This is a genomic window from Actinosynnema sp. NPDC037264, from assembly GCF_055603705.1.
Map to the genome: position 1 here is coordinate 65,514 of NZ_JBVJVK010000018.1, position 26,557 is coordinate 92,070.

Annotated in this window: 22 protein-coding genes; 8 read left to right on the top strand and 14 right to left on the bottom strand. The window is 70.9% G+C overall.

The genetic code is table 11. The annotated features are described in order from the left end of the window. Position 1: 1 nt before the first annotated feature. The 5 genes from ACZ7GX_RS21260 to ACZ7GX_RS21280 are packed head-to-tail and all read right to left on the bottom strand — an operon-like array spanning position 2 to position 4,880. Entirely contained in the window at positions 2-700 is a 699-nt protein-coding gene (locus ACZ7GX_RS21260; RefSeq protein WP_498778820.1) for a FadR/GntR family transcriptional regulator, read from the bottom strand. Next, positions 700-1,467 (bottom strand): 3-oxoacyl-ACP reductase, encoded by a 768-nt coding sequence (locus ACZ7GX_RS21265; RefSeq protein ID WP_498778822.1) that lies wholly within the window; start codon positions 1,465-1,467, stop codon positions 700-702. Before ACZ7GX_RS21265 ends, ACZ7GX_RS21260 begins: the two co-directional genes overlap by 1 nt. A gap of 11 nt (positions 1,468-1,478) precedes the next feature. Then, positions 1,479-2,837 carry an aldehyde dehydrogenase family protein gene (locus tag ACZ7GX_RS21270; protein WP_498778824.1) on the bottom strand — a complete coding sequence of 453 codons (1,359 nt, stop codon included), beginning with the start codon at positions 2,835-2,837 and terminating at the stop codon, positions 1,479-1,481. Continuing rightward, positions 2,834-3,559 (bottom strand): gamma-glutamyl-gamma-aminobutyrate hydrolase family protein, encoded by a 726-nt coding sequence (locus ACZ7GX_RS21275; RefSeq protein ID WP_498778825.1) that lies wholly within the window; start codon positions 3,557-3,559, stop codon positions 2,834-2,836. The genes ACZ7GX_RS21270 and ACZ7GX_RS21275 overlap by 4 nt, the downstream gene beginning before the upstream one ends. After that, positions 3,540-4,880, bottom strand: a complete 1,341-nt coding sequence (locus tag ACZ7GX_RS21280) for a glutamine synthetase family protein (RefSeq protein WP_498778826.1) — start codon at positions 4,878-4,880, stop codon at positions 3,540-3,542. The genes ACZ7GX_RS21275 and ACZ7GX_RS21280 overlap by 20 nt, the downstream gene beginning before the upstream one ends. A gap of 178 nt (positions 4,881-5,058) precedes the next feature. Here ACZ7GX_RS21280 and eat point away from each other — a divergent pair, with 178 nt between their 5' ends. Next, the gene (eat, locus tag ACZ7GX_RS21285) at positions 5,059-6,474 is read left to right on the top strand and encodes an ethanolamine permease (RefSeq protein WP_498778828.1); all 1,416 of its coding nucleotides are present in this window, start codon (positions 5,059-5,061) and stop codon (positions 6,472-6,474) included. 94 nt (positions 6,475-6,568) lie between these two features. Beyond that, on the top strand, positions 6,569-7,030 hold the full coding sequence (locus ACZ7GX_RS21290) for a CAP domain-containing protein (protein ID WP_498778830.1): 462 nt from the start codon (positions 6,569-6,571) through the stop codon (positions 7,028-7,030). A 50-nt stretch (positions 7,031-7,080) separates the two neighbouring features. On the opposite strand, the gene ACZ7GX_RS21295 is transcribed toward ACZ7GX_RS21290, so the two are convergent. Together ACZ7GX_RS21295 and ACZ7GX_RS21300 are read right to left on the bottom strand one after the other, a co-directional pair. Further along, positions 7,081-10,260 (bottom strand): NACHT domain-containing protein, encoded by a 3,180-nt coding sequence (locus ACZ7GX_RS21295; protein ID WP_498778832.1) that lies wholly within the window; start codon positions 10,258-10,260, stop codon positions 7,081-7,083. 50 nt (positions 10,261-10,310) lie between these two features. After that, the gene (locus ACZ7GX_RS21300; protein WP_498778938.1) at positions 10,311-11,333 is read right to left on the bottom strand and encodes a serine hydrolase domain-containing protein; all 1,023 of its coding nucleotides are present in this window, start codon (positions 11,331-11,333) and stop codon (positions 10,311-10,313) included. Positions 11,334-11,451: 118 nt separating this feature from the next. On the opposite strand from ACZ7GX_RS21300, the gene ACZ7GX_RS21305 reads away from it, so the two are divergent. The 3 genes from ACZ7GX_RS21305 to ACZ7GX_RS21315 all read left to right on the top strand — a co-directional run bounded on the left by ACZ7GX_RS21305 (position 11,452) and on the right by ACZ7GX_RS21315 (position 15,218). Beyond that, positions 11,452-12,315, top strand: a complete 864-nt coding sequence (locus ACZ7GX_RS21305) for a 3-hydroxybutyryl-CoA dehydrogenase (RefSeq protein ID WP_498778834.1) — start codon at positions 11,452-11,454, stop codon at positions 12,313-12,315. Between the two features lie 431 nt (positions 12,316-12,746). Beyond that, positions 12,747-13,841, top strand: a complete 1,095-nt coding sequence (locus ACZ7GX_RS21310) for a tryptophan dimethylallyltransferase family protein (protein WP_498778836.1) — start codon at positions 12,747-12,749, stop codon at positions 13,839-13,841. 9 nt (positions 13,842-13,850) lie between these two features. Continuing rightward, entirely contained in the window at positions 13,851-15,218 is a 1,368-nt protein-coding gene (locus ACZ7GX_RS21315) for a tryptophanase (RefSeq protein ID WP_498778838.1), read from the top strand. A 58-nt stretch (positions 15,219-15,276) separates the two neighbouring features. Here ACZ7GX_RS21315 and ACZ7GX_RS21320 read toward each other — a convergent pair whose 3' ends face one another. The 6 genes from ACZ7GX_RS21320 to ACZ7GX_RS21345 all read right to left on the bottom strand — a co-directional run bounded on the left by ACZ7GX_RS21320 (position 15,277) and on the right by ACZ7GX_RS21345 (position 21,938). Continuing rightward, positions 15,277-15,870 (bottom strand): GTP-binding protein, encoded by a 594-nt coding sequence (locus tag ACZ7GX_RS21320; protein WP_053718069.1) that lies wholly within the window; start codon positions 15,868-15,870, stop codon positions 15,277-15,279. After that, a complete protein-coding gene (locus tag ACZ7GX_RS21325) occupies positions 15,851-16,222 on the bottom strand; it encodes a DUF742 domain-containing protein (protein ID WP_498778839.1) in 372 nt (123 codons plus the stop codon). Before ACZ7GX_RS21325 ends, ACZ7GX_RS21320 begins: the two co-directional genes overlap by 20 nt. Next, positions 16,222-16,659, bottom strand: coding sequence for a roadblock/LC7 domain-containing protein (locus ACZ7GX_RS21330; RefSeq protein WP_230565585.1), 438 nt, complete (start codon positions 16,657-16,659; stop codon positions 16,222-16,224). The genes ACZ7GX_RS21325 and ACZ7GX_RS21330 overlap by 1 nt, the downstream gene beginning before the upstream one ends. A 41-nt stretch (positions 16,660-16,700) precedes the next feature. After that, positions 16,701-19,121 (bottom strand): sensor histidine kinase, encoded by a 2,421-nt coding sequence (locus ACZ7GX_RS21335; protein WP_498778841.1) that lies wholly within the window; start codon positions 19,119-19,121, stop codon positions 16,701-16,703. Positions 19,122-19,332: 211 nt separating this feature from the next. Then, positions 19,333-20,262, bottom strand: a complete 930-nt coding sequence (locus tag ACZ7GX_RS21340; protein WP_498778843.1) for an SMP-30/gluconolactonase/LRE family protein — start codon at positions 20,260-20,262, stop codon at positions 19,333-19,335. A gap of 89 nt (positions 20,263-20,351) precedes the next feature. Next, positions 20,352-21,938: a hypothetical protein gene (locus tag ACZ7GX_RS21345; protein ID WP_498778845.1), complete on the bottom strand. Its 1,587-nt coding sequence runs from the start codon at positions 21,936-21,938 to the stop codon at positions 20,352-20,354. Between the two features lie 245 nt (positions 21,939-22,183). On the opposite strand from ACZ7GX_RS21345, the gene ACZ7GX_RS21350 reads away from it, so the two are divergent. Both ACZ7GX_RS21350 and ACZ7GX_RS21355 read left to right on the top strand, forming a co-directional pair. Next, entirely contained in the window at positions 22,184-23,596 is a 1,413-nt protein-coding gene (locus ACZ7GX_RS21350) for a DUF1996 domain-containing protein (protein ID WP_498778849.1), read from the top strand. A 2-nt stretch (positions 23,597-23,598) separates the two neighbouring features. Continuing rightward, the gene (locus ACZ7GX_RS21355) at positions 23,599-23,952 is read left to right on the top strand and encodes an Imm1 family immunity protein (RefSeq protein ID WP_498778851.1); all 354 of its coding nucleotides are present in this window, start codon (positions 23,599-23,601) and stop codon (positions 23,950-23,952) included. A 64-nt stretch (positions 23,953-24,016) separates the two neighbouring features. Here ACZ7GX_RS21355 and ACZ7GX_RS21360 read toward each other — a convergent pair whose 3' ends face one another. Next, complete coding sequence (locus ACZ7GX_RS21360) at positions 24,017-25,495, bottom strand: PucR family transcriptional regulator (RefSeq protein WP_498778853.1); 1,479 nt, start codon at positions 25,493-25,495, stop codon at positions 24,017-24,019. Between the two features lie 174 nt (positions 25,496-25,669). On the opposite strand from ACZ7GX_RS21360, the gene ACZ7GX_RS21365 reads away from it, so the two are divergent. After that, positions 25,670-26,557, top strand: a complete 888-nt coding sequence (locus ACZ7GX_RS21365) for an FAD binding domain-containing protein (RefSeq protein ID WP_498778854.1) — start codon at positions 25,670-25,672, stop codon at positions 26,555-26,557.

The window sequence follows — 26,557 nt, forward strand, 5'->3', positions numbered from 1 at the left end:
GTCAGGACAGGAAGCCGCGCAGCAGCAGGGCCGTGCCGTCCAGGTGCTCGGCCATCGCCCGCCGCGCGGCCTCCGGGTCGCCGGCCAGGATGGTGCTCACGATCACCTCGTGCTGGTCGTTGGAGTGCGCCAGGTTCGGCGGCAGCAGCGGTATCCGGTCCAGCAGCGCGTTGACCCTGGTCCGGGCGTCGGCGACGGCCGCCGTGAGCGACGGCGACCCGGTCGCCTCGGCGATCGCCAGGTGCAGCCGCGAGTCCTTGCGCCGGTAGGAGTCCACCGACGCGTCACGGCACTCGGCCAGCCGCGCCAGCAGGTTGCGCCGTTCCACCGGGCCCAGCGCACGACCCGCCGCGCACTCCGCCGCGCCCGTCTCCACCGCCGCACGCAGCGTCAACGCGTCCGCCAGCTCACCGGGGTCGACCCGGCGGTCCGGCGCGACCACCGGCAACGGCGAGTTCACGAACGTCCCGCCGTACCGGCCGCGCCGCGACTCGACGTACCCGGCGTCCTGCAGTGACCGGATCGCCTCCCGCAACGTCACCCGGCTGACACCCAGCCGGGCCGCCAGGTCACGCTCCGCAGGCAGCCTCTCCCCCGGACCCACGACGCCGAGCCGGATCGCCTGCACGAGCCGCTCCACCGTCTCCTCGAACGCGTTGCCCGCCCGCACGGGGCGGAACAACGCGTCCCGCAGCGGCATCACAGCGGTGTCACGTAGGCACCGGCGATACCGCCGTCCACCAGGAAGTTCGACGCGGTGATGAACGACGAGTCGTCACTGGCCAGGAACGCCACCGCCGCGGCGATCTCCGCGGGCTCGGCGAACCGGCCCAGCGGCACGTGCACCAACCGCCGCGCGGCCCGCTCCGGGTCCTTCGCGAACAGCTCCCGCAGCAACGGCGTGTTCACCGGTCCGGGTGACAGGGCGTTCACCCGCACCCCCTGCCGGGCGAACTGCACGCCCAGCTCGCGGCTCATCGCCAGCACACCGCCCTTGGACGCGGTGTACGAGATCTGGGACGTCGCCGCGCCCATCGTCGCCACGAACGACGCCGTGTTGATCACCGAACCGCGACCGCGCTCGAGCATGTGCGGGATCGCGTGCTTGCAGCACAGGTAGACCGACGTCAGGTTGACCTTCTGCACCCGGTCCCACGCCTCGATGCCCGTGGTCAGGATGGAGTCGTCGTCCGGCGGCGAGATGCCCGCGTTGTTGAACGCGACGTCCACCGAGCCGTAAGTGTCCACAGTGGTCTGGTACAGCGCCGACACCTGCTCCTCGTCGGTCACGTCGACCTGGACGAACAGCCCGTCGACCTCGTCGGCCGCCGCCTTGCCGGACTCCGCGTCGACGTCCGCGACGACCACCCGCGCGCCCTCGGACGCCAGCCGCCGCACCGAGGCCAGGCCGATGCCGCTGCCACCGCCGGTGATCACGGCAACCCGGCCCTCAAGTCGCTGAACCATGTCTCTCCCAATCAGTGAGCGATGAAGACGTTCTTGGTCTCGGTGAACGAGTCGAGGGCGTCCGGCCCCAGCTCGCGCCCCAGCCCGGACTGCTTGAACCCGCCGAACGGGGTCCAGTACCGCACCGAGGAGTGCGAGTTGACCGACAGGTTCCCCGCCTCGACGGCCCGCGAGACGCGCAGCGCCCGCCCCACGTCCCGCGTCCAGATCGACCCGGACAGGCCGTAGGCGCTGTCGTTGGCCAACCGCACCGCGTCCTCCTCGTCGGTGAACGGCAGCACCGCCACCACCGGGCCGAAGATCTCCTCGACGGCGGCGCGGTCACCGGGCGCGACGGGCGCCAGCACCGTGGGCGGGAACCAGAAACCCGCGCCCGACGGAGCCGAGCCGCGGAACGCCACCGGCGCGTCGGCGGGCACGTAGGACGCGACCTTCTCCCGGTGCGCGGCCGAGATCAACGGCCCCATCTCGGTGGCCTCGTCACCCGGCGCGCCGACCACCACGCCCTTGACCGCGGGCTCCAGCAGCTCCATGAACCGGTCGTAGACCGACGCCTGCACCAGGATCCGGGACCGCGCGCAGCAGTCCTGGCCCGCGTTGTCGAACACCCCGTACGGCGCGGTGGCCGCGGCGCGCTCCAGGTCCGCGTCGGCGAAGACGATGTTGGCGGACTTGCCGCCCAGCTCCAGCGTGACCCGCTTCACCTGCTCCGCGCAGCCGGCCATGATCTGCTTGCCGACCCGCGTGGAACCGGTGAACACGACCTTGCGCACGTCCGGGTGCGTGACGAACCGCTGCCCCACCACCGGCCCCGCGCCCGGCACCACCTGGAACACGTCGGGCGGCAGGCCTGCCTCCAACGCCAGCGAGGCCAACCGCAGGGCGGTCAGCGGCGTCAGCTCGGCCGGCTTGAGCACCACCGTGTTGCCCGCCGCCAACGCGGGCGCGAAGCCCCACACCGCGATCGGCATCGGGAAGTTCCACGGCACGATCACGCCGACCACGCCGACCGGCTCGTGGAAGGTCACGTTCAGCCCGCCGGGCACCGGGATCTGCTTGCCGAACAACCGCTCCGGCGCGGCCGAGTAGTAGTGCAGCACGTCGCGGACGTTCCCGGCCTCCCACCGCGCGTTGCCGACGGTGTGCCCGGCGTTGAGCACCTCCAGCGCCGCCAGCTCCTCCACCGCGCCGTCGACCGCCTCGGCGAACCGCCGCAGCAGCCGGGCCCGGTCGCCGGGCGCGACCGCGCGCCACGCGGGCAGCGCCGCCGACGCGCGGGCGATCGCCGCGTCGGTCTCCTCCAGCGTCGCCAGCGGCACCGAGCGGACGACCTCCTCGGTGGCCGGGTTGATGACGTCGAACGTGGTCACTTCGCTCCCCTGTCCCGTGCTGCCCGGTCCCGACCCGCGCCGACGAGCGCGGCGAACAAGCGGTCGTCCTCGGTGTCGGCCTCCGGGTGCGACTGCACGCCGAGCACGAACCGCGCGCCCGGCAGCTCGACCGCCTCCACCGTGCCGTCCGGCGCGCTCGCGACCACCCGCAGGCCGTCGCCGAGGACGTCCAACGCCTGGTGGTGGTGGCAGAACACGGTGGTGGCGAGGCCGACGATCCCGGCGAGCGCCGAACCGGGCGCGACCGCGACCCCGGTGTGCTCGAACACGCCGGGCGCCGGGTTGTGCCCGTCGACGTGCTGGACCAGCGTGCCGCCCAGCGCGACGTTGAGCACCTGCATGCCGCGGCACACCGCGAGCAGCGGCAGGTCGAGCTCCAGCGCCGCGCGGGCCAGGCTCAGCTCGACCTCGTCGCGCTCGGGCCGCGCCGGTCCGGTGCGCGGGTCGCGCGGCCGCCCGTACCGCGCCGGGTCGACGTCCGCGCCGCCCGCCAGCACCAGGCCGTCGAGGAAGGCGGCGCTGTCGGCGTCCCACGTGCCGACCGGCGGCAGCAGCACCGGGTTGCCGCCGGCGCGCACCACGGAGTCGAGGTAGTCGCGGTGCAGCACCGCCGCCTCCACGTCCCAGACGCCGAACCTCGCGCGTTCCAGGTACGTCGTGACGCCGATCAACGGCCGTGCCCTAGAGCCGTTCGAAACCACGGATCCGCTCCCAGTCCGTCACCGACTTCTCGAACGCGGCCAGCTCCACCCGGGCGGCGTTGAGGTAGTGCTCGACCACGTCCGCCCCGAACGCCTCGCGCGCGAGCTCGCTCTTGGCCAGCAGGGAGGCGGCGTCGCGCAGCGTGGCGGGCACGGTCGGCTTGTCGGAGGTGTAGGCGTTGCCGGTGAACTCCTCCTCCAGCGGCAGCTCGTTCTCCACGCCGTGCAGACCGGCCGCGATCAGCGCGGCGACGGCCAGGTACGGGTTCACGTCCGCGCCCGGCACCCGGTTCTCGAACCGCAGCGACTGGCCGTGCCCGACCACCCGCAGCGCGCACGTCCGGTTGTCCCTGCCCCACGCCACCGCGGTCGGCGCGAAGCTGCCCTGCGCGTACCGCTTGTAGGAGTTGATGTTCGGGGCCAGGAAGTAGGTCAGCTCGCGCAGCGCGGCCAGCTGGCCCGCCATGAAGTGCTCCATGAGCTCCGACCTGCCGTGCCCCTCGGCGAACACCGGCTCGCCGTCGGCCGAGCGCAGGCTGAGGTGGATGTGGCAGGAGCTGCCCTCGCGCTCGTTGTACTTCGCCATGAACGTCAGCGCCTTGCCCTGCTGCGCCGCGATCTCCTTGGCGCCGGTCTTGTAGATGCTGTGGTTGTCGCAGGTCGCCAGCGCCTCGGTGTAGCGGAACGCGATCTCGTGCTGGCCGGGGTTGCACTCGCCCTTGGCCGACTCGACCACCATGCCCGCGCCCGCCATGTGGTTGCGGATCGCGCGCAGCAGGGGCTCGACGCGCGCGGTGCCCAGCAGCGAGTAGTCCACGTTGTACTGGTTCGCCGGGGTGAGGCCGCGGTAACCGCGGTCCCAGGCGTCCTCGTAGGTGTTGTCGAAGACGATGAACTCCAGCTCCGTGCCGACGAACGCGCGCAGCCCCCGTTCGGCGAGCCGGTCGAGCTGGCGCTTGAGGATCTGGCGCGGCGAGGCGACCACGGGCGCGCCGTCCTCCCAGACGAGGTCGCACAGGACCAGCGCGGTGCCCTCGTGCCACGGCACGCGGCGCAGCGTGGACAGGTCGGGCCTCATCACGAAGTCGCCGTAGCCGCTGTCCCACGAGGACATCGCGTAGCCGCCGACGGTGTTCATCTCCACGTCGACGGCCAGCAGGTAGTTGCAGCCCTCGGCGGAGTGCGGCAGGACCTCGTCGACGAAGTAGCGGGCGGCGCAGCGCTTGCCCTGGAGGCGGCCCTGCATGTCGACCGCGGCGACCAGCACCGTGTCGATCTCCCCGGCGTCCACGAGCACGCGCAACTCCTCCACGGCGAGCATCCGCAGTACCTCCAAAGGTATGTCAGCGAGCCATTGGACGCCTCATCTTGACACCTTCGAGTGAAGGCCGCCACACCCTCGCCGCCCGACCCTTCCGGCGGAACGGCTGTTGACACGATCCGGTGACGCGCGCCACTCTCCCTGCAAAGGAGCGCGACTGACCCATTAGGGAGCGCAGATGGCCAAACACGTCGAGTACGAGAAGGTGGGCAGCGACTACCTGGAGCACCGGCAGCTCAAGCGCGGCGCCGCGGGCTGGGTGCTGTTGGCGGGCCTGGGGGTCTCGTACGTCATCTCCGGCGACTTCGCCGGGTGGAACTTCGGGCTCGCCCAGGGCGGCTGGGGCGGCCTGCTGGTCGCGACGATCCTGATGGGCGCCATGTACACGTGCATGGTGTTCGGCCTGGCGGAGCTGGCCGCCGCGCTGCCCGTGGCCGGCGCGGGGTACGGCTTCGCGCGCCGTGCGCTGGGACCCCTGGGCGGTTTCGCGACCGGTGTCGCGATCCTGGTCGAGTACGCCATCGCGCCGGCCGCGATCGTCGTGTTCATCGGCGACTACGTGCAGGCGCTCGGGCTGTTCGGGCTCACCAGCTCGTGGCCGGTGTACCTGGTCTGCTACGCGATCTTCGTCGGCGTGCACCTGTACGGCGTCGGCGAGGCGCTGCGGCTGATGTTCGTGATCACCGGCGTCGCGGTGGTCGCGCTGATCGCGTTCGTGGCCGGGATGATCCCGAAGTTCGACTCGGCCAAGCTGTTCGACATCGGGGACGGCGGGTTCCTGCCGTTCGGCGTCACGGGTGCGCTGGGCGCGCTGGTGTACGCGATCTGGTTCTTCCTCGCGGTCGAGGGCGTGCCGCTGGCGGCCGAGGAGGCGCGTGACCCGAAGAAGGACATGCCGCGCGGCATCATCGGCGCGTTGGTGGCGCTGCTGGTGTTCGCGGCGCTGATCCTCGTGTTCGCGCCGGGCGGTGCGGGTTCGGCGGCGTTGATGTCGTCCGGCAACCCGCTGCCCGAGGCGGTGCGCGCGGCCTACGGCGGCGACAACGTGCTGGCGCAGGTCGTGAACTACGTGGGCCTGGCCGGGCTCGTGGCGTCGTTCTTCTCGATCATCTTCGCGTACTCGCGGCAGCTGTTCGCGCTGTCCCGGGCGGGCTACCTGCCGCGCTGGCTGTCGAGGACCGGCAAGCGCAAGACGCCGTACCTGGCCCTGATCGTGCCCGGCACCATCGGGTTCGTGCTCGCGGCGATCCTGAAGAGCGGCGCGACGCTGATCAACATCGCGGTGTTCGGGGCGGCGCTGTCGTACGTGCTGATGATGGTGTCGCACATCGTGCTGCGGGTGCGCGAGCCGGGGTTGGCGCGGCCGTACCGGACGCCGGGCGGCGTCGTGACCACCGGGGTGGCCCTGGTGCTCGCGGTGGCGGCGGTCGTGGCGACGTTCTTCGTGGACGAGCTGGCCGCCGGGATCACCGCGGGCATCGTCGTGGTGGCGCTGGCGTACTTCTGGTTCTACAGCCGCCACCACCTGGTCGCCGCCGCGCCGGAGGAGGAGTTCGCGGCCATCGCGCAGGCCGAGGAGGAACTGAAGGACTGACCGTAAGCACGTTCAACCGATCGTGTAAGGCAAGTCCTTCCGGCCGTGGGAATCCCTTGACAGCAAGGGTTCACCCCACGACGGAAGGACGATCATGAAATACCGCACGGTGACGGTCGGCTCGGCGGTCGCGGCACTGCTCTTCGCCACCACGCCCGCGATCGCCGCGCCGACCTTCGAAGAGCAGGTTTTGGCCCTGACAAACGGGGAACGCTCCGCAGTGGGCTGCCCGGCCCTCGCCTCGAACGCCCAGCTCGCCGCCGCCGCCAAGCGGCACAGCGACGACATGGCGCGCACCGGCAACTTCAGCCACACCGGCACGGACGGCAGCACAGCGGGGCAGCGCGTCACCGATGCGGGGTACCACTTCCGGCTGATGGCGGAGAACATCGCCGCTGGTCAGGGCACGGCCGAGGAGGTCGTGCGGTCCTGGATGAACAGCGAGGGCCACCGGGCCAACATCGTGAACTGCGAACTGCGCGACCTGGGCGTCGCCCACGCCGTGGACGGCAGCAACAAGGTCTACTGGACGCAGGACTTCGGCGTCACGGGCTGACACGTCACCGGCTGACACGTCACGGGCCGGCGCGTCACGAGGCAGGCGCGTCACGGACTGGCCTTCTGGGACACCGACGAGACGACCTCGACGGCGCTGCCCTCGCCGAGCAGCTCGGCCCCGACCACCTTCGTCAGCAGGCCCTGGACCTTCACCACCAGCCCGCGCCGCCCGGCGAACGCCGCCAGGTTCACCGGACTGCCCTCGGTGAAGGAGATCTCCTTCAGGTTGGGCAACCCGGCGATCGGCGCCAAGGCCCGCGCGTCCCGCGCGGAGCCGACCACCAGCCGTTCCAACCGCGACAGCCCGGCCAACGGCCGCAGGTCGAACACCGTCGTGTGCGCCAGGTCCAGCTTCACCAGGTTCCGCAACGCCGCGATCGGTCCGATGTCGAGGGTGCCGCACTTGCGCAGCACCAGGTGCAGCAGCGTCCCGGCCCACCGCTCGACCGCGTCGACGTCCACCAGGGGCGCGTCCTCGATCCGCAGCTCCCCCGGACCCGCCAGGAACGCCAACGGGTGCAGGTCGCGCAGGCCGCGCACGCTCGCCAGCTTCAGCACCCGCAACCCCCAACCACGCTTCAGCGAGGCCAGCTCGGTGGCGTCGCAGCCTCCGATGAGGTTCAGGCGGGACAGGTCCGCCCTGCGGCGCAGGCCGTCGAGACCGGTGGTCTCGGCGGCCGTCGCGCGGACCGAGCGCAGCGCGGGCAGCAGCCCGAGCGGCGCGAGGTCCAGCCTGCCGGGGCGCACGATCCTCAGGTGCGTCAACGACGGCGTGTCCAACGTAGCCAGGTCCACCTCGCCCTGTGCGAGCAGTTCGAGCACGTGGACTTGGGGCGGCACGAAGTCGAGCGCACCCCGCGGCGCGACGCACGACACCCGGCGCACGTGCGTCAGGTGGCGCAGCCCGCGCGTCATGTCGGGGTCGGTGAGGCTGACGGACTGGACCGGCACGTCGGCGAGCACGGTCGCCGCGTAGGTCTCCGGGTCGAAGTTGCTCCACGCCAGCACCAGTTCCTGCCGCACCCGTGCCCTGGGATCCGATCGGTACGCGGCCAGCAGCGGCAACGCGTCGTCCAGGCCGATCGCGGCCGCCGCGCGGATGGTCGCCGCCACCTCGACCTCCGTGCGGGGTCGGGAGGCGGCGAGCAGGTCCAGCACGAACGCGCCCGCCGAGGCGAACGACTTGGCCGCCGTCACCGAGCGCGGCGGCAGCAGGCGCGCGACCCGGTCCTGGATGCGGTCGCGGATGCCCGGTGTCAGCTCCGGCGCGGTCTCCAGGCACGCCACCGCGAGCAGGTGCAGGGTGGCGCGGTGCGCCTTGACCGCGTCACCGCGGGTCAGTACCTGGTCGAGCAGTTCATCGCGCCGACCGCGCGAGGCGTGGCCCGCGGCCATCACGACGACCTCGTGCCACTGGTCCAGGTGCGCGTGGGACACGAGCGTGCCGATGTCGTCCACGTCCATCGCCGCGCCCGCCGCCAGGTACTCCTGGAACGTGCGGTGCACGAAGTCGACCCGGCCCTCGACCGGCTCGCGCAGCAGGCCGCTGCGCTCCAGCAGGTGCCGGTACACCTCCTCCGCGGACGCCTCGACCTCCGGCATCGAGGTCAACCGGCGCTCGACCTGGCCGATCGCGCGGTCGACCGGCGCGTCGGTGAGGTCGTTGCGGATGAACCAGTAGGCGAGGTCGCCCAGGAGGATGATCTTGCGGGTCCGGGACAGGCCCGGCAGCGGTTCGATGCGCCGCTCGGCGTCGCGGCGTTCCAGCAGCATCTGCAACGCGGTGTCGTACAGCTCCATGCGGCTGTCCGGCAGGTGGCCGCGCCGGTCGCGGTGCAGGGCGCACAGCAACGCGCACAGCAGCGGGTACCCGGCGAGCTTGCGCAGGTGGTGCCGCGCGCGGAACTGCTCCAGCAGCCGTTCCTGGTAGTCCGCCGGCTCGGCGCGGGCCAGGTCGTCGGACAGGTGCGAGCGCATGGCGTCGTGCCAGCGCTGGACGAACACCCGCACGTCGGTCGACGTCATCGGTTGCAGGGACGCGACCGCGAACTCGTCGGCCGCCAGCCAGTCCGGGTCGACGGCGCTCGGACGCGAGGTCACCACGAACCGCGCGGCGGGGAACGCGAGGACCAGCGACCGCAGCCACTCGCGGGCCTCCTGGCGGCGGTGCGGCGCGAGCTCGTCCACGCCGTCGACCAGGATCAGGCCGTGGCCGGAGCGCAGTTGCCGCTGGACCCAGCCCGGTGGCATCTCGTCGGCGATGTGGCGGCCCACCTCGTCCAGGAAGCGCTCGGCAGGCGGCAGCTCGCGGTCGGCGTAGCGGCGCAGCGGGACGAAGAACGGGACGGTGTCGTTCCACCTGGTCAACGGCTCGGCGAAGTCCCGTTGGGCGCTGCGGACCGCGATCCACTGCAACAGGGTCGTCTTGCCCAGCCCGGCCTCGCCGCGGATGAAGATCCGGTCGCCGGAGGCCAGCAGGTCCTCCACCCGGCGGCCGGGCGTGAAGTGGTCGGTGGCCCGGCCGTCGGCGGTGAGGCTGAGGTAGGCCACCGACAGCGGGTAGCGGCGGCTCGCCTCGGACAGCGTCGCCCCGAACATCTCGACCTGGTCGAGCGTGCGGGCGACGAGTTGCCGGTAGTCGTAGGAGAAGTCGGTGGAGCTGCGCCGTTGCGGCAACCGGGCCAGCACGTCGCGGATGCCGGCGATGACCTCGGTCTCCCGGCGCAGGATCTCGGTCAACGCGCTCGGGCCGAACGGCGGCAGCTCGCGCGCGATCTCGATGACGTACCCGGCGCACTCGCGCAGCAGCAGGCCGTAGAGCTGGACGCCGTCCGCCGGCAGGCCGTCGAGGGCGTCGGCCGCGCGTGCGCGCAGGTGCCGGTCGAGCCGGCGCGCGTCGAGGTCGGCGGCGAACAGGTCGTCGTCGTCCAGCGCGGCCCGCTCGAAGGTCTCGCGCACGGCTTCGATCGCGGCGAGCCGTTCGTGCTCGGGTAATCGGCGGTACTCGGTGTCCATGATCGGCTGCACCCGCTCGACCACGGCGTCGGTGAACTGCTCGCCCATCCGCCGCAGCTTGCGCTGGTCGAGCGCGCCGGTGAGCCGCTTCTCGAGCAGGTCGACCCCCGTGCCGCCGACGGCGGCCGTGATCGACTTGTCCCCCAACCACAGCTTCAGCGCGCTGCGCACCACCGACGCGCCCAACGGGATCAGCGCCACTTCGAGGCCCATGCCGACCAGCCTGGCACCCGCCGTCGCCGACGGGTGCCGGACCCGGTCATCTACCGGCAGTAGACCGAGCCGAACAGGCCGATGACGGCTTCCCCGGGCACCTCGGCCGGCAACGGGTTGTAGGACAACGTGGCCCGCGTGCCGTCGTCGGCGCGGGTGGCGTAGGTGAGGTAGCCGATCAGCTCGCCGCCGTGACCCCACACCGAACGGCCGCACGGCAGGTCGAACCGCTGCAACCCGAGGCCGTAGGCGAAGATCGTGCCGGTGTCGTCCACCGTCCGCCGCATCTCGGCGAGGGACGCCGCGCTGGTCAGCCGACCGCCCAGGAGCGCGTCGAAGAACCGGTTGAGGTCGTCGGCGGTGGAGATCATCTCGCCCGCCGCCCAGTCCAGGGTCGGGTTCATCAGGGTCGCGTCGACCAGTCGGCCGTCGACCTCGGTGTAGCCGCGGGCGTGCGGGAGGGGCAGGCCGGGCCACCACCCCGGCACGGTGGTGCGGGTGAGGCCGAGGGGGCGGAGGATGCGTGAACGCACCTCGTCGCCGTAGGTCCGGCCGGTCACGCGTTCGATCAGCATCCCGGCGACGATGTAGTTGGTGTTCGAGTAGTGCCAGCCCTCGCCGGGTTCGAAGTAGGGCGTGCCGGCGAACGCCACGTCCAGCAGCTGCCGGGGCTGGTAGGTGCGGAACCGGTCGGCGCCGCGCCAGCGGTTGGTCGAGTAGCCCTCCTCGTGCGCGTAGTCGTACAGGCCGCTGGTGTGGTTGAGCACCTGGCGCACCGTGATCAGGTCGCCCTTCGGCACGCCGGCCACGTACCGGTCCACCGGGTCGTCCAGCCCGACCCGGCCCTCGTCCACGAGCTGCAGCACGACGGTGGCCACGAACGTCTTGGTCGCGCTGCCGATCCGGAAGTGCCCGCCGACCACGGCCTCGCCCGCCGCGTCCGCGCGGGTCCCGGCGGAGTCCTCGACGGTGAGCAGGGCGCTGGAGGCCCATCCTTGCTCCACCCACCCGTCCAGGGCGGGGAACGTGCCGGTCACGGCCAGCAGCACGCCGGCAATCGCAGTGTTGATCATCACGCGGTCGACGCTAGGCGTCACCGCGACGGCCGACCATGAGGAGCACCACCCGGTCGGCTGTGGAAAACCCCAGTGGTGATGTGCCCCCGACCGGCGCCCCTGGCAGGATCGGGGCGTGAGTGACATTCAACGTGTTGGAGTGGTGGGATCGGGCCTGATGGGCTCCGGCATCGCCGAGGTCTGCGCGCGGGCCGGGCTGGACGTGCTGGTGGCCGAGGTCAGCCCGGACGCCACGGAGGCCGCGCGGGGGCGGATCGCCTCTTCGCTCGGCCGGGGTGTGCGCAGCGGCAAGCTGTCCGCTGAGGACCGGGACGCCGCACTGGAGCGCCTGCGGTTCACCACCGACCTCGCCGACTTCGCCGACCGGAACCTGGTCGTGGAAGCCGTCGCGGAGAACGAGCAGGTCAAGACCGAGGTGTTCGCGGCGGTGGACAAGATCGTCGTGGACCCGGACGCGATCTTCGCGTCCAACACCTCCTCGATCCCGATCATGAAGCTGGGCATGGCCACCAGCCGTCCCGAGCAGGTCATCGGCGTGCACTTCTTCAACCCGGTGCCGGTGTTGAAGCTGGTGGAGCTGGTGCCGTCGTTGCTGACCGGCGACAAGACCAGGGCCAGGGCCGAGGCGTTCGTGACCGGGGTGCTGCACAAGGAGGTCATCCGCTCGCAGGACCGGGCCGGGTTCGTGGTCAACGCCCTGCTGATCCCCTACCTGCTGTCGTCGATCCGGATGCTGGAGTCCGGGTTCGCCAGCGCCGAGGACATCGACAACGGCATGGTGCTCGGCTGCGCGCACCCGATGGGTCCGCTGCGCCTCACCGACCTGATCGGCCTGGACACCACCAAGGCGATCGCCGAGTCGATGTACGAGGAGTTCAAGGAGCCGCTGTACTCGCCGCCGCCGTTGCTGCTGCGCATGGTGGACGCGGGGCTGCTGGGCAAGAAGAGCGGGCGCGGGTTCCACAACTACGCGTCCTGAACCCGGCGCCGGGCGCCCGCTGGGCCGTCGATCCTGGTGATCGGCGGCCCCGTCCGCGTGTCCGGGTCGCTTTACCACACCGCGGTCGCCGCCGTCACGCCGAACGCGCCGCGAACAATTAACAGCAGCGTCTTGAATGGCTAACAATATTAGCCGGCAAACGATCGACCGCGCTTCGGGTAACGGTCGGTACAAAATAACACGATCCGTCATCGGTCCGCGCCGGGTCATTAGTGCGAAAGACTGACGCACACCTCGTCAATAGGCCGTTCGGAGTATCCTTGATTACCGTCGTCTTCCTCGGGGTTACTGATCGACAGGACCTGTGACCTGCCTTTAGAGTGCCCTACGTCACGCTACGGCCGCCTGGTGGACAAGATTGCTTCGCCTAGCGTAACTTTCGACTCGCCCCCCACGAGGAGAACCCCGCCTTGGACCCTCAAAAAGTATCCATACGCGATTTCACGGGCCGCCAGCTCAGCGCCCTGTTGCATTCGCTGGGTATCACCGAAAATAGCTTCAACTCCGTGGGACTGCTCGCGGACGCCCTCGGACCCGGCGGCCTCCGGCCGGTTTCCACCAGCCCGGCCTGGCCTTCCGACGTCGCCGACGACCACACCCCGGTCGAGTTCTCGACGGCGTTCGCCGCGGGTGAGTCCCCGACCCTGCGCACCATCGTCGAACCCACCGCGACCAGGCCTTCCCGTGCGGCCAACACGTCGGCGGCGCTCGCCGCGCTCGACCGGATGAAGCGCCGCGGCGACCTGGACACCAGTCGTTTCGACGCGGTCAGGAGCTTGTTCCTGCCGGAGCACCCGGAAAGCGATTTCACGTTCTGGTACTCACTGGTTTTCCGGCGCGACGAGGCACCCGCGGTGAAGGTCTACTTCAACCCGGAAGTGCGCGGCGAGGCGGTCGCCGAAGAGTTGGTGCGCGAAGGCCTGGAGCGGACCGGTTTCGCCGCCGGTTTCCCGACCCTGCGCTCCCACGCGGTCACCAGGCCCGGACTTGACAAGTATTCCTTCTTCGCACTCGACCTGGTCGAACAACGGCGGGCGCGGGTGAAGGTCTACATCTCCCACCACGCAGCCGATGTAACGGACGTCACGCGTGCGGCGAGCGCCGCCCGGGGTGTCGATGTGGACAGGGTGCCCGATTTCTGCTTGCTCACCGGCGGCAGCACCGGAACGTTCGACAAGCGTCCGCTCATTTCCAGCTACACGTTCCTGGACGGCGACGCGGACGCGCCGAGCGGCTATTCCCTGTACGTGCCGATCCGGGACTACGTGGCCGACGACGAAGAGGCCCGGCGCCGGGTGCTCGCGGTGATGGCCAAGTACGACCTGGACCCCACGCAGTTCGACAGCGCGCTGCGCACCATCGCCCGACGTCCGCTGGACGAAGGCGTCGGCCTGATCGCCCACGTGTCGCTGCGCATGGGCAGGCCCCGCCCCGGGATCACCGTCTACCTCTCGTCCGAGGCCTACGACGTGGCCTCGCCCCGTTCGGTCAGCCTGGCAGGCTAGGAGTCACCCATGCCCACGATGGAGCCGTACCGCATCAAGGTCGTGGAGCCCATCCCGATCACCACGCGCGCACACCGCGAACGGGCGTTGGCCGCAGCCGGGTACAACCCGTTCAACCTCGCCGCCACCGACGTGACGATCGACCTGCTCAGCGACTCGGGCACCGGCGCCCTGTCCGCGGAGCAGCAGGCGGCGGGACTGCGTGGTGACGAGACCTACGCCGGTGCGCGCTCCTACTACCGCTTCCACGACGTGGTGCACGACCTGACCGGCTACCCGCACGCCTTCCCCGTCCACCAGGGGCGTGCGGCCGAGCGGATCCTGTTCACCGCCCTGCTCAAGCCGGGCCAGGTCAGCGTCAGCAACACGCACTTCGACACCACGCGGGCGAACGTCGAGATCCTCGGCGGCCAGGCCGTCGACCTGCCGTGCCAGGCCGCCAAGGACCTCGACGACGACGCGCCGTTCAAGGGCGACATCGACCTCGACGCGCTGGAAGCCATCCTGTCCGGCCCGCAAGACGTCGCCGTCGTGCTGCTCACCATCACCAACAACGGTGGTGGTGGGCAGCCGGTGTCGATGGCCAACCTCAAGGCGGCGGCCGGGATCGCCCGCCGCCACGGCGTGCCGTTCTTCCTCGACGCGGCGCGCTTCGCGGAGAACGCGTGGCTGGTCACCCAGCGGGAGCCGGGCTACGAGCACCACACACCGCGGCAGGTCGCGGAGGAGGCGTTCCGGCTGGCCGACGGGTGCGTGGCGAGCCTGAAGAAGGACGCCATCGTCCACATGGGAGGGTTGCTCGCCCTCCGCGACCCCGAGCTGGCCGCCAAGTGCGAGCTGCTGCTGATCGCGACCGAGGGCTTCCGCACCTACGGCGGTCTCTCCGGCCGTGACCTGGAGATGCTGGCGCAAGGCCTGCTCGAGGTGACCGAGCCGGAGTACCTGCGGGCCCGGGCGGACGCCACCGCGTACGTGGCGGAGCTGGCCCGGGCGGCGGGGGTGGACAGCGTGCGGCCGACCGGCGTGCACGCGGTGTACCTCAACGCCGGTCGCCTGCTGCGGCACCTGCCGGCGAGCCGGTTCCCGGGGTTCGCCCTGGCCACCGAGCTGTACCTGGCGGGCGGCATCCGGTGCGCCGAGCTCGGCTCGCTGTACCTCGGCGAGCTGGACGACGCGGGTGAGCTGGTCAAGCCCGCGCCGTACGAGCTGGTCCGCCTGGCCATCCCGCGCCGGGTCTACACCCAGAGCCACCTGGAGTACGTCGGCGAGACGCTGGCGGAGATCGCGAAGGACCCCGAGCGGGTGCCCGGCTACCGGTTGACGCACGTGCCGAAGCTGTTGCGGCACTTCAACTGCAGGCTCGAACCGGTGGTGTAGGCGGACGGGTGACCGGTGTCCCGGTCACCCGCCTCCGGCCGCGGTGGCCGTCGACCGGTCAGGCCATGGCGTCGAGCCGGTCCATGGTGTGCTGGATCAGGCTCACCAGCACGGTCTTGGCCGACTCGCGGTCCCGCGCGTCGCACAGCACGAGCGGGATGGCGGCGTCCACGTCCAGCGCGCGGCGCACCTCGTCCACCTCGTAGCTGTGCGCGCCCTCGAAGCAGTTCACCGCGATGATGAACGGGATGCCGCGCCGCTCGAAGAAGTCGATCGACGGGAAGCTGCTGTCCAGCCGCCGCGTGTCGACCAGGATCACCGCGCCGATCGCGCCGTAGGCCAGCTCGTCCCACATGAACCAGAACCGGTTCTGGCCCGGGGTGCCGAACAGGTACAGCACCACCTCCGGGTTGATGGTGATGCGGCCGAAGTCCAGCGCGACCGTGGTCGTCTCCTTGGACTCCAGGCCCAGCACGTCGTCGACGCCGACACCGGCCTCGGTGAGCAGCTCCTCGGTGTGCAGCGGGGGTATCTCGCTGACCGAGTTGACCATCGTCGTCTTCCCCGTGCCGAAGCCACCGGCGATGACGATCTTCACTGGGGTGGGTACGAGCAGTTCCCCACCCGGCCGCTCAGATTCCACGGACACCATCCAACACCGCCTGGAGCAGGTTCCGGTCCGGCACTTGCGGGACTCGGGAGGGGTCTCGGATCACGACGTCACCGCGCTGGATGAGATCGCTCAACAACACCTTGACGACGACGAGCGGCACATCGAGGTACGCGGCGACCTCCGCCACCGACAACGGGCGCCGGCACAGCTCCATGATCTCCAGGTGCTCGACCGACAACGCGTCCGGGTCCGACGCCGACGGCATCGCGCGCACCTGCGTCACCAGGTGCAGCTCCGGCCGCAGCGGGCGGGTCCGACCGCGCACCATCGCGTACGGGCGGACGAGCGGGCCCGCGGCCTCGTCGTACCACCAGTCCTCGCGGCCCGCCATCAGGAGGACCTTCGAGCGGCCGGCAGGCTCGCCGCGGCGGTGCCGCGCGGCGCCGACGACAGGTACGTGCCGACGCGCTTGACGAGCATGTTCATCTCGTAGGCGATCATGCCCATGTCGGAGTCCTCTTCGCCAAGGACGGCCAGGCAGGCGCCGTGGCCGGCCGCGGTGACGAAGAGGTAGGCGTGCTCCATCTCGACGATGGTCTGCCGCACCGCGCCGCCGCCGAAGTGCCGTCCCGTGCCGCGGGCCAGGCTCTGGAACGCCGAGGCCATCGCGGACAGGTGGTCCGAGTCGTCCTTCGACAGCCCGGGCGAGCGGCCCAGCAGCAGACCGTCGGCCGAGAGGACCACCGCGTGCCGAGCTCCGACCACCCGGTTGACCAAGTCCTCCAACAACCAGTTCAGTTCGTTGTGCTGGCTGGTCATGTCGTTCATCGGGTTGCCTTTCCGGTTTCCAGTCGTCCGGCCACTGCTGGTCAGGGTTCGAGGTCGTCGGCGGGTGTCCGACGGGCGTCGCGTGTGCCCCGTTGGAACGCCGACAGGCCCTTGCGGACCCTCTCGGCGGACTTCTCGGGGTCGACCTCGGGGAGCGGTTCGGGCGAAGGGTGGAAATCGTTGCGCACCAACTGCGGCGCCAGGTTCTGCTGACGGCGCCTGCGTGGCAGTTCGGGTCGGTCGGCGACGGCGGCGGCCGACTCCGGCTCGTCCGCGGGCCACTCGGACGTGGCCCGCTTCCGCTGCGGCAGGTCGAGCTCGCCGCTGCGCTGCGACAGGTCCAGCCCGCCGCTCAGTCGTTCGACCTCTGGAAGGGGATGCTCGTTGGCCGCGGCCTCGGCCTGGGCCCAGAACCCCTCGAGGTCTCGGGAACTGTCGGGAAACCTGGCGTCTCGCACTGAGTCGTCGCCCTGCTCCGGGATGTCGTGGAAGGAGCGGCGGGGCAGTTGCCGGGTCTCGGCGGGCTCCGTCGCCGTGGTGGGGCCCGCGACGATCGCGGACGGGATCAGCACCAGCGCCAGCGTGCCGCCGTAGGGCGAGTCGCGCAGTTCGACGTGGATGCCGCGGCGGGCGGCCAGCCGGGCGACCACGAACAGCCCGAGCCGGGACTCGCCGCGCAGGCGCATCGCGTCGAACTCCGGCGGGTCGGCCAGCATCGCGTTGTGCTGCTCGCGGTCCTCGGGGTTGATGCCGAGGCCGTGGTCCTCGATCTCGACCACGATGCCCTGCGGTACCTCGCTGGCGTGCACCTGCACCTGGGAGCGCGGCGAGGAGAACGCGGTGGCGTTGTCGACGAGCTCGGCGATCAGGTGGATGGTGTCGGCGACGGCCGCGCCGACCAGCGCGGTGTCCGGCACGGGGTTCACCTTGACCCGCACGTACTGCTCGGTCTCGGCGACCGCGGCGCGCAGCACGTCGAGCAGGCGCACGGGCTTGCGCCACTGCCTGCCGGGCTGCTCGCCCGCGAGGATGATCAGGTTCTCCGCGTTGCGGCGGGCGCGGGTGGCGAGGTGGTCGAGCTGGAACAGCGCGTCGAGCTGCTCGGGGTTCTCCTCCTCGCGCTCCAGCTTGTCCAGGATCTTCAGCTGGCGGTGCACCAGGCCCTGGTTGCGGTGCGCGATGTCGAGGAAGACCCGGTTCACGCCCTCGCGGGCCTGGCTCTCCTTGACGGCCGCGGCGACGGCGGTGTACTGGGCGGCGTTGAACGCGTCCGCCACCTGGCCGATCTCGTCGCTGCCGTAGTCCAGCGGCGGCACCTCGACCTCGACGTCGACGTGCTTGCCCTCGCGGAGCCGGTCGACGATGTCGGGCAGCCGTTCGTGCGCCAGGGTCAGCGAGTCCTTCTTCAACGCGGTGAGGCGCGTGATCAGGGCCCGGTTGACCAGGCGGTTCGACGTGCGGATCGCGATCAGGATCCCGATGATCACGGCGAGCAGCGCGACCAGGCTGCCGATCAGCACGGTGCGGAACTTGCTCTCGCCGCGACCCATGGTCACGTTCACCGCGCTCGACGCCTGCTCGCTGACCAGCGCGGTCAGCTCGTCGGAGATGGGGCCGCTGACGTTCTGCCACTCCTGCAGCGACCCGGCGTTGCTCGGCTTCGAGCCGTTCTGGATCAATCTGCCCTCGAACTCGACCAGCCGCTTCCACTGGTCGCCCTCGATCATGAACTGGTAGTGCTCGCGCACTTCCGGCTGGGCGTAGGGCGCGATCGAGTCGTAGGAGGAGTGGTAGGCGCCGACGAGGTTGGCGAACTCGATGTGCTCCTCGGGCGTGAACTGCCCGGCGGCCAGGGCGCTCGACGCGAGCGACGTGGCGCGGGACATCCAGTCGGCCGCCTTGAAGTACTCCTCGGCGGTGATGGCGCCCTTCACGGACTCGTGGTCGGGCACCACGCGCGCCTGCACGCTGAACAGCGCGTCACCGGCGTCGAGGAGGCTGTTGTAGTAGGTGTAGATCTCGGACTTCGAGGCGCGTCCGGCGTCGAGGGCCGAGCGGCGCTGCGGCAGCTGGTCCAGCAGCACGTTCAGCGCGTTGATCTTGTCGACGATCTCCTGCGGCGCCTGGGACGCCAGCTCGTCGAACGCCGCGCGCATCCCGTCGACCGCGCGGTCGGTCTCGGCCTGCTGCACCTCGAGGTTGCTGGTGCCGAGCGAGGGCTGGCTCAGCGCGGTCATGCTGAGCTCGCGCTCCTTCTGCAGCGCGGCGAAGGTCTGGACCGCCGGGATCGACGCGTCCTTCACACCGGAGGCGACCGCGCGGAGGTAGAAGCCGTCGAACAGGGTGTACGACGAGAACAGCGCCCACATGATGAGCAGGACGATGCTGGGGACGACGACGACACCGGTGAGTCGTGAGCGGATCGTCTTGTAGTTCGTCTCCGTGGTGCTCTTCTGCTTCACAGCGCTCCGCAGCCTCGTCCGTTGCCAGGTCAGGCGCAGCACTAGGAACGCTGACTCTTCTTCACCCGATCGGCGACGGAACGGTAACACTCAAGATCATTATTACGAAGAGACAGCGATCACTTGCGCGACGCGACGATGAGGTTACCCAGTCGAGTGATGCCACGAACAGGGGGCCGATGTGAACTTCTCGCCACCGGCCCCCTGTGTTTCACGGCTTCGGCACCGAAACGGCGTTGTACGTCGTCGTGGGCGTGGGCGGCGTGGTGAAGCGGGCGTTGGGCAGGTAGAGCCGGCCGGCGAACGACGCGACCGTGGTCGGGACGTCGAACCGCGCGTCGGTGATCTTGGTCACGAGCGCGCCGCTCGACCCGTCCTTGGCCAGGGAAAACACCGCGACGGTGTTGAGCCGGTTCTGCACGACGTAGAGCGTGCGGCCCTCGACGAGCAGCCCGTCGCCGTTGGTCAGCACCTGACCGCCCAGGTCGACGGCGGTCGTCACGCCCGTGCGCGCGTCGACGCGGTGCAGTTGACCGGTGTTGCTCTGGACGACCAGCAGCGCTTTGCCGTCGGGCGTCTCCGCGATCCCGTTGGCGTTGTTCACGCCGGGGGTCAGGACGAAGTCGCCGGTCAGCGGAATCGCGGTGTGCGAGTCCGGCAACGACCCGTGCCGGCCGAACGGGACGCGATAGAGCACCGCCTTCCGCGAGTCGGTGAAGTAGGCGGCGTCGTCGGTGATCACGACATCGTTGACGAAAGTATTCGCATCCGCCGCGAACCGGTAGGACTTGAGGATCACTCCCGTTCGAGCGTCGACGACCCGCCCGTCACCACCCGCGCCACCGGCCACGAACAGCCGCTTGCGCCGATCGACCTTCACCCCGACCGAAGCCGTGCCGGGCCCCTGGCTGAACACCTCCCCGCGTCCGGTGCGGAGGTCGACGCGGAACAGGTCCCCATCGGCCCGCGACCCGAAGTAGGCGGTCGGCGCGTCCCCGATCGCGATGCCTTCCGGCAGGAACCCGTCGGGCAGGGGGAACTCCGTGGGGAACGGGTGTGCTTGCGCGGCGGTGGCGGGCGCGGCGGTGACGAGGGAGACCCCGAGCACCACGGCGGCCAGCGCACCGAGTGTGCGTTGCATGAACACTCCTTCTCGCGTTGCGGCGGTCCGGCGAGTGTTTCGCAGCCCTCGTCACCCGGTGAAGCCCACGGCGCGCGTGGTGCGGGCATCTACAGCAAACCGACAGGAGCCGGATCGGCGTGCGCCAAAGAGGGAAGGCGCGGGGTTTCCGACGGCAACGCGCGCTCCGCCTCCCGAGCCGCGTCGGACGGGCGGCCGTCCTTGAGGTAGCCGACGGCGAGCCGCATGCGCAGCTGGTGTTCGGCCGCCGTGTTGCCCGCCGCACGCGCCGCGCGCACCCCTGCCTCGTGAACGGCGATCCAGTCCGACAAGTGCTGCCGGTTCGGGAAGAAGCCCCACATCACCTCGACCAACCGCCAAGCGAGGTCGTGCCACCCGTGGTCGGCGGCCGTGCGGACCACCGACACGAGGTTGCTCCGTTCGGCCTCCACCCAGTCCGACGCCCGGTGGACGTCACGGAACGCGGCGACCTCGTCGCGGGGGTCGAAGCGCGGCCGGTCCGGTGACACCGCGAGGTCGGCGGCCACCGCGCGTTCGAGGTACCACTCGGTCACGCGCAGCACCGCGGCGCACAGGTCGTCGGGCGGATCGCTCTGGGCGTGCTTCCGCGCGTGGGCGCGGACCAGGTCGTGATAGCGGAAGCGCTCTTCACCCACTCCGCCGAGGAGGTTCCGCTCCACCAGGTCGGACAGGACCTCCTCCACGTGCGCCAAGGGTTCGTCCACGAGCGCCGCCGCGGCTTCCGCTCCGAACGACTCGCCCAGGTGCAGGGCGCACAGCCGGTAGACCTTGGCGTGCGACGGCGGCAGATCCAGGTACGACGACTCGAACACCGCTCCGACCGACACGTCGTCACGCAACGCCAGGTTCCCCAGCAGGTCGTCGCGCAGGGCTTCGACCTCCTTCGACAGCGATCGCGCCGGCTTGGTCGACAGGCGGGCGCCCACGACGGACAGCGCGATCGGCAGGCCTCCGCACAAGCGGGCCAGTTCCCGGGCCGCTTCGGGCTCCGCCGTGACACGCGGACCGAGCGCGCGCTCGAGGAGTTCGAAGGAGGTGTTCTCGTCGAATTCGCCGACCTGGACGAACCGCGCGCCGTCGATCGCGAGGCCGCTCAGCCGCCACCGGCTGGTGACGACGACCGCGCTGCCGGGCGATGTCGGCAGGAGCGGGCGGACCTGCGCCGCGGTGACCGCGTTGTCCAGCAGGACCGAGATCGACCGCTCGGCGGTGAGCGAGCGGAAAGCGGCCTGCCTGGGCTGGAGTCCCGCCGGGATCGCGGTGGCCGGCACGCCCAATCCCGACAGGAACCAGTCGAGCACGTCCTCCGGCGTCACCGGCCCGTCGCCGCCGTCGGGGTCGAGATCGGCGTAAAGCCGGCCGTCCGGGAACCCGTGCCGGGCGCTGTGCAGCCATCGCAGGGCCAGCGCCGTCTTGCCCGCTCCGCTCGGACCGCTCACCACGACTACGAGCGGGTGCCCTTCGTCCTTCGAGAGCCACCCGTCCAATTCGGCCAGTTCGCGCGTCCGGCCGGTGAAGAACCTGGGTGACGGCGGCAACTGGTGCGGCAGGGATGGTTCCGCGTGCCGATGGAAGTGGACCTGGCCGACGCGGTCCGCTTGGACCACCGACCCGTGGGCCGTGCCGGTCATCACGTTCTTCCTGCCTTGCGGCAACGCGCCCTCCTCCCTCGTGCGCAACGTGGTTCGAGTGTCACAGAAATGGCAGGAACCTCATTGGCCTCGGCGGGCGGCAGCGCAAGCGATCGAGCGGGAGGGAAGGTTAGGGGTCGGTTCGAATAACGAAAAGGTAACGGTCAGGTCGCGGACTGGGTTCGGTACGTATGCCACTGTGTCCACCGCCCACCGGCGGTCGGGGTTCAACGCACACAGGCGCGTACCTACGACGAGGTGACACATCCATGACGCGAAACCAGGGGCGGCACCGCTTCTCCCGGCGCACGAAGCTGACTGCCGGCGTGACCGGGTTGGCGCTCACGATCGGCCTGGCCGTCGCGATCAGCACCACCGGTGATCAGGGCACCGCCCAGGCGGACGGGGCCGACATCTCCCTGTTCGTCGACATCACGAAGCAGCAGCGCAACGTGCGGGCACCCCGGCCGCAACGGGGCGCGAGCACCGGCACGTTCACGGTGGACTGCGGCCGCAACGAGAACGGCCACTTCAACCCGGACAACTTCATCGCGCAGCCGGGTGTCCGCAACGGCGCGGAGCACCTGCACGACTACGTGGGCAACGTGTCGACCGACGCCGACTCCACCGACGAGAGCCTGCTCGAAGCCGACACCACCTGCAAGAACGGCGACAAGTCCGCCTACTTCTGGCCCGTGGTCCGGATCGACCGCGAGAACGAGGACGACGAGCCGGGCGAGCCGGCCGGCGCCGAGGTCGAGTGCCCCGACGTGCAGCGCAAGCTGCGCAACGTGCCGCGCCAGGCCAAGGCCGAGGTCGACCGCAACCTCCAGGCGTTGAAGGACCAGATCGCGGAGGCCAACACCAGGCTGAAGGCGGCGGCGAACGTCGACGACCCCGGCTTCGTCAACAACGCCGTGCTGCGACCGCTGCGGGACAAGCGGACCGCGACGATCGACCGCATCGTGCAGGCCGTCGACCGGGTCGCCGAACGACCGCGAGGGCTCAAGAGGCTCGCGCCGTGCACGGTGAAGGACGGCGACGCCAACGACGCCCAGGTCGCCGAGGCGGCGCAGGAAGCCGAGGCCGACGCGCCGGAGAAGGGTGACGGCAAGAGCGCCAGCGACGAGAACGAGCTGCCCGGCAACGAGGGCGAGATCCAGCGCCCCGAGGTCGTGGACATCACCTTCCGCGGCAGCCCCGTCGGCAAGGTCGAGCCGATGCCGCAGTTCCTGCGGATCCTCTACGGCGACGCGAAGGTCTCCACGAACGGCCCCAAGAACGCGCGCAACTCGTGGACCTGCACGGGGTTCGAGGACAAGGTGCTGATCAACAAGTACCCGATCTGCCCCGAGGGCAGCAAGGTCAAGCGCATCCACGACTTCAACAGCTGCTGGGACGGCAAGAACACCGACAGCGCCAACCACCGCGACCACATCGTCGCGCCGAACCAGGACGGCAAGTGCCCCAAGGGGTTCAAGGCCGTGCCGCAGCTGCGGATCAGCCTGACCTACAACATCCCCCGTGACGTCCAGGTCGCCGGGCAGTACGCGGTCGACGCCTTCCCGCAGGAGGAGCACAACCCGTTCTCCGACCACGACGACTTCGCGAACGTGATGTCCGAGGAGATCATGAACCGACTGGTGCAGTGCGTGAACTCCGGTCGCCGGTGCAAGGAGTGACGATGATCCAGGCCAACTTCGCGTCCGGTGTGGACGAACTGCGCGCCGCGGGCGACGTGCGCCGCCTGCTCGACCGCCTCACGGTGGCGCGCGAAGCCACCCTCGTGCACGGCGACCGCCCGGACCACCGCGTGTGGGTCGGCGTGCGCGGTGACCGCGGTGCGATGCTGTTCACCGACGTGATCACCGGCTCGTGGGCCAGCCTCGGCGAGGGCCCGCGCCGACGCCCCCGGTACGCCGGGGTCCGCTTCCCCACCCACTGCGAGATCCCGGTCGCCGACCTCGCGGTCGCGATCGAGGAGTTCCTCGCCACCGGACAGCGCCCGACGCTCGTCCCGTGGCAGCAGGTGAGGTGAGGAGGACGTCGTCCCCGACCCGCGCGGCGGCGGGTCGGGGACGGCGCTCGTGCGCGGACCGGGTTCAGCCGGCTTGCAGCGCCAGGTACAGGTCCACCCGTTCGGTGAAGTCCGACAGGTCCACGCCCAGCAGGTCCTCGACCCGGCCGACCCGGTACCGCAGGGTGTTCACGTGGACGTGCAGGCGCGCGGCGGCGGTGGTCCACGAGCCGGAGCAGTCCAAGAACACCCGGAGCGTGCCGACGAGGTCCGAGCCGTGCTCGGCGTCGTAGTCGAGCACCGGGCCCAGGAGCCGGCGGCGCAGCGAGCGGCGCAGTTCCTCCGGCACGCCGGCCAGCAGCAGTTGGTGCAGGGCGATCTCCTCCCCCGCCACCACGCACGTCCGCCCGGTCCGCCGCTCGCCCAGCCGCCGGGCGTGCGACGCCTCCTCCGCCGCGCCGCGCAGCCCCGAGTGCCCGACCGGTGACGAGATCCCGACCAGCACCCTGGTCGAGCGCAGGCCCGGTTCCAGCGTCCGCAACGCCGACCGCACACCGTCCGTCCAGGCCCCGGACGGCACCAGCGCGTACACCTCCCCGTCGACGGCGGACACCAGGAACGCCGACGTGACCGACGCCAGCACCTCCTCCACCAGCGCGACGGCCTGCTCCACCTGCCCGTCCGAGACCGAGGCGGCCAGCACCCGCAGCGGCGCGTCCGGGTCCCACCCGACCGCCGCGATCCGCGCCGCGAGGTCACCGCCCGCGAACACCTGCCGCAGCAGCGGCCCGGCCGCGCGGTTCTCGATCTCGCGCCCCTGCACGACCCGCGCCCGCTCCACGCCGACCAGGCTGGCCAGCTCGGTGGCCACCTCGTCCTGCGCGCGGTCGCCGGAGACCACCAGGATCCACGACGTCAGCCGCGAACCCCCGCGCGCGGACACCGGCAGCAAGGTCGTGCCGCGCACGACCCGGGGCAGCCGGTCGGCCAGCAGGTACTCCCGCACGAGCGTCGCCGCCTCCGGCAGTTCGGGCCCGGCGACGACGTGACCGGTGCACGACAGCACCCAGCAGGGCACGCCCAGTTCCGACGCGCCCGCCGCCACCAGTTCGGACAGCCCGCCGCCGTCGGCGACCACGGTCAGCAGCCGCCGGTGCCTACCCAGCAGCGCGCCCGCGTCGCCGACCCGTTCGGCCGCCAGCTCCGACACCACCCGTTCGGTGATGGCCGCGAACGACAGGTCGACCGGCACCTCCAGCAGCGGAACGCCGTATTGTTCGCACGCCCGCACCAGCGCTTCGGGCAACTCGGCCGCGTCGGGCGAGCTGGCCGCCAACGCGGCGACTCCCGCCGCCGCCAGGGAAGCGACAAACTTTTCACAATCGGCGGCCGTCCGGTGCCACAACAGCCCGGAGAGCACCAGCTCGCCACCGGAGAGGTAGCGGGCCGGATCGGGCAGTTCGGTGCCGTAGAGCCTGGTCACGGGCCTGTCCAACGACTCGGCGCCGCTGACGAGGCGGAGCCGGAGCTCCGGCATCCCGAGCAGGCTCCGAACCAGCAACACGGGCGCCCCCTCCACGTCATCCGGCCGGTTTACCTTCGTCCGATCGTGTTTGTAGGAAAGCACAAATCCACTCGTCGTAGGAGCCTGGGATTCATCCACACCGCTCTAGCCGATCACCGCCCCGGGTCTGTGTACTGGCTCACACACCGCGCACTCCACCCACCGAGGTAGCCGATGGATTTCCTCCGCCCCGACACACTCGCCGAAGCGCTGGCCCTCAAGGCGCAGCGCCCGGACGCCGTGCCCATCGCCGGCGGCACGGACGTGATGGTGGAGCTGAACTTCGACCACCGCCGCCCGACCGCCCTGCTCGACCTGACCCGCATCGCCGAACTCCGCTCCTGGGACTCCGAGGGCGGCAACGGGGACGGCGGCACGGTGCGCATCGGCTCCGGGGTCCCGTACACGCGGATCATCGACGAGCTGGGCGACCGCCTGCCGGGGCTGGCGATGGCGTCCCGCACGGTCGGCTCGCCGCAGATCCGCAACCGGGGCACGGTCGGCGGCAACCTCGGCGCCGCGTCACCCGCCGGTGACACGCACCCCGTGCTGCTGGCCGGGGACGCCACCGTGGAGGCCGCCTCGACCAGGGGCACCCGGCTGATCCCGGCCACCGCGTTCTACCTGGGCGTGAAGCGCAACGCGCTGGAGCCGGACGAACTGATCACGGCGGTCCACGTGCCGGTCACGCGGGCACCGCAGCAGTTCGCCAAGGTCGGCACGCGCAACGCCATGGTGATCGCGGTGTGCTCGTTCGCGGTCGCCCTGCACCCGGCGCGGCAGCGGGTCGGGGCGGCGGTCGGCAGCGCCGCGCCCACGCCGCGCCGTGCGTCGGCGGCCGAGGAGTTCGTGTCCGCCGAGCTGACCGCCACCAACCAGTGGGATTCGCCGAAACCATTGCTGGACTCGGTGAAACGGCGGTTCGGCGAACTCGTGGCGGAGGCCGCGAGCCCCATCGACGACGTGCGCGGCTCGGCCGCGTACCGCAAGCACGCCCTCTCCGTGCTGGCCCGCCGCACGCTCGACTGGGCCTGGCGCGACTACTCCGAGAAGGTGGCCTGA

Excerpts from the sequence above, each read along its gene's own strand:
- ACZ7GX_RS21260 (WP_498778820.1), bottom strand. The coding sequence starts at position 700 with ATGCCGCTGCGGGACGCGTTGTTCCGCCCCGTGCGGGCGGGCAACGCG.
- ACZ7GX_RS21265 (WP_498778822.1), bottom strand. The coding sequence starts at position 1,467 with ATGGTTCAGCGACTTGAGGGCCGGGTTGCCGTGATCACCGGCGGTGGC.
- ACZ7GX_RS21280 (WP_498778826.1), bottom strand. The coding sequence starts at position 4,880 with ATGCTCGCCGTGGAGGAGTTGCGCGTGCTCGTGGACGCCGGGGAGATC.
- eat (WP_498778828.1), top strand. The coding sequence starts at position 5,059 with ATGGCCAAACACGTCGAGTACGAGAAGGTGGGCAGCGACTACCTGGAG.
- ACZ7GX_RS21290 (WP_498778830.1), top strand. The coding sequence starts at position 6,569 with ATGAAATACCGCACGGTGACGGTCGGCTCGGCGGTCGCGGCACTGCTC.
- ACZ7GX_RS21295 (WP_498778832.1), bottom strand. The coding sequence starts at position 10,260 with ATGGGCCTCGAAGTGGCGCTGATCCCGTTGGGCGCGTCGGTGGTGCGC.
- ACZ7GX_RS21300 (WP_498778938.1), bottom strand. The coding sequence starts at position 11,333 with ATGATCAACACTGCGATTGCCGGCGTGCTGCTGGCCGTGACCGGCACG.
- ACZ7GX_RS21315 (WP_498778838.1), top strand. The coding sequence starts at position 13,851 with ATGCCCACGATGGAGCCGTACCGCATCAAGGTCGTGGAGCCCATCCCG.
- ACZ7GX_RS21320 (WP_053718069.1), bottom strand. The coding sequence starts at position 15,870 with ATGGTGTCCGTGGAATCTGAGCGGCCGGGTGGGGAACTGCTCGTACCC.
- ACZ7GX_RS21325 (WP_498778839.1), bottom strand. The coding sequence starts at position 16,222 with ATGGCGGGCCGCGAGGACTGGTGGTACGACGAGGCCGCGGGCCCGCTC.
- ACZ7GX_RS21330 (WP_230565585.1), bottom strand. The coding sequence starts at position 16,659 with ATGAACGACATGACCAGCCAGCACAACGAACTGAACTGGTTGTTGGAG.
- ACZ7GX_RS21340 (WP_498778843.1), bottom strand. The coding sequence starts at position 20,262 with ATGCAACGCACACTCGGTGCGCTGGCCGCCGTGGTGCTCGGGGTCTCC.
- ACZ7GX_RS21350 (WP_498778849.1), top strand. The coding sequence starts at position 22,184 with ATGACGCGAAACCAGGGGCGGCACCGCTTCTCCCGGCGCACGAAGCTG.
- ACZ7GX_RS21355 (WP_498778851.1), top strand. The coding sequence starts at position 23,599 with ATGATCCAGGCCAACTTCGCGTCCGGTGTGGACGAACTGCGCGCCGCG.
- ACZ7GX_RS21365 (WP_498778854.1), top strand. The coding sequence starts at position 25,670 with ATGGATTTCCTCCGCCCCGACACACTCGCCGAAGCGCTGGCCCTCAAG.